The sequence below is a fragment of the Burkholderia sp. Se-20378 genome (genome assembly GCF_017104665.1).
In the GTDB taxonomy this organism is placed as follows: domain Bacteria; phylum Pseudomonadota; class Gammaproteobacteria; order Burkholderiales; family Burkholderiaceae; genus Burkholderia; species Burkholderia lata.
Map to the genome: position 1 here is coordinate 1 of NZ_JAAGPG010000896.1, position 1,908 is coordinate 1,908.

The window sequence follows — 1,908 nt, forward strand, 5'->3', positions numbered from 1 at the left end:
TTGAAGATCTCGAGCGACAGCGGCCCCGTATAGCCGGACTCGATCACCCGCGCGGTGAAGCGCGCGAGGTCGAAGTCGCCCTGGCCCGGGAACGAGCGGTAATGGCGGCTCCATTCGAGCACGTCCATCGCGAGCTTCGGCGCATCGGCGATCTGCACGAACGCGATCCGCTCGCCGGGGATGTCGGCGAGCGCGTCCGGCGAATCGTCGAGCGACAGCGTATGGAAGCTGTCGAGCGCCAGGCCGAGGTGCGGGCTGTTCACCGCATTCACGAGTTTCCACGCATGGCCGTACCGCTTCACGACGCGGCCCCACGCGAGCGCTTCGTACGCGGCGACCACGCCGGCCTGCCGCGCGGCTTCGGCGAGCGCGCCAAGCTGGTCGACGAGCAGCCCGTCGTCCGCGATCGTGTCGGCCGACACGTTGCTGCAGACCAGGATGCGGTCGGCGCCGAGCGCATGCATCACGTCGAACTTGCGCTTGATCCGGTCGAGGTTGCGCGCGAGCTGGGCCGCGCTCACCCCCTCGAAGTCGCGAAACGGCTGGAACAGCACGATGTCGAGGCCAAGATCGGCGGCCATGCGCCGGACGTCGGCCGGCGATCCATCGAAGTAGACGAGGTCGTTTTCGAAGATTTCGACGCCGTCGAAGCCCGCGGCCTGGATGGCGGCGAGTTTCTCGGCGAGCGTGCCGGACAGTGACACGGTGGCGATCGAGCGCTGCATGGGCGATTCCTGCGGATGAGCGGGGCATGGCGTCGGTCGAATCGACCCTGAATGAACCAGTCGTTGAATTTCTGGTGAACGCCATATCCCGAATTTACTGGGCTAGTGATGCGTATTGTACAAACTAACTAGGTGGTACAAATTAGCGAAAACCCGAAAAGACAGCCCGCATTCCCGGGCGCACACTAGCGCCAAATTCCGATGTTTTCGAGGCGATGCCGGTCACGGTCCGCCCCTGTTTTAGGAGCAGAATCACCATGAGCAAGTACAAGGTGCTGGTGCTGAACGGCCCGAACCTGAATCTGCTGGGGACGCGCGAGCCCCATATCTACGGCGCGGAAACGCTCGCCGATGTCGAGCAGCGCTGCCGCACGGCGGGAGAGGCGCTCGGGCTGGAAATCGACTTCCGCCAGTCGAACGCCGAGCACCAGCTGATCGACTGGCTGCACGCCGCGCGTCACGACACGCACGGCATCGTGATCAACCCGGCGGCCTATACGCATACGTCGGTGGCGCTGGCCGACGCGCTGTCCGCGATCGCGAAGCCGGTGATCGAAGTGCATATCTCGAACGTGCATCGCCGCGAAGCGTTCCGTCACCATTCTTATGTGTCGGCGGTCGCCGAAGCCGTGATCTGCGGCTGCGGCACCGACGGCTACATCTTCGCGCTGCAGCGTCTGGCGACGCTGTTCGCGCAGGGAGCCGCACGATGAGCCGCCCGTCGTTTCTGATCGGCCTGATCGGCCAGGGCATCGGCGGCTCGCTGTCGCCCGCGATGCACGAGGAAGAAGGCTTCCGCCAGGGGTTCGGGTATGTCTACCGGCGCATCGATCTCGACGCGCTCGGCGTGACCGTCGACGCGCTGCCGCAACTGCTCGATGCCGCGCAGCGGATGGGCTACAACGGCCTGAACATCACGCACCCGTGCAAGCAGCGCGTGATCGAGCACCTTGACGCACTGTCGGACGATGCGCGCGCGCTCGGCGCGGTGAATACCGTGCTGTTCAAGGACCGCAAGCGGATCGGCCACAACACCGACTGGTCGGGCTTTGCGAAATCGTTCCACCGCGGGTTGCCCGACGCGTCGCTCGAACGCGTCGTCCAGCTCGGCGCGGGCGGCGCGGGCGCGGCCGTGGCGCATGCGGCGCTGCAGATGGGCGCGGCCGAACTGACGATTTTCGAT

Annotated in this window: 3 protein-coding genes; 2 read left to right on the plus strand and 1 reads right to left on the minus strand. The window is 65.6% G+C overall.

Annotation, left to right across the window (positions count from 1 at the left end):
- A partial coding sequence (locus G3N93_RS38720) for a sugar phosphate isomerase/epimerase (protein WP_206135405.1) occupies positions 1–725 on the minus strand: 725 nt, incomplete at its 3' end.
- Between the two features lie 257 nt (positions 726–982).
- On the opposite strand from G3N93_RS38720, the gene aroQ reads away from it, so the two are divergent.
- Positions 983–1,438 (plus strand): type II 3-dehydroquinate dehydratase, encoded by a 456-nt coding sequence (aroQ, locus tag G3N93_RS38725; protein WP_174940967.1) that lies wholly within the window; start codon positions 983–985, stop codon positions 1,436–1,438.
- On the plus strand, positions 1,435–1,908 hold a 474-nt coding region (locus G3N93_RS38730), incomplete at its 3' end, for a shikimate dehydrogenase (protein ID WP_206135406.1). The genes aroQ and G3N93_RS38730, both read left to right, overlap by 4 nt.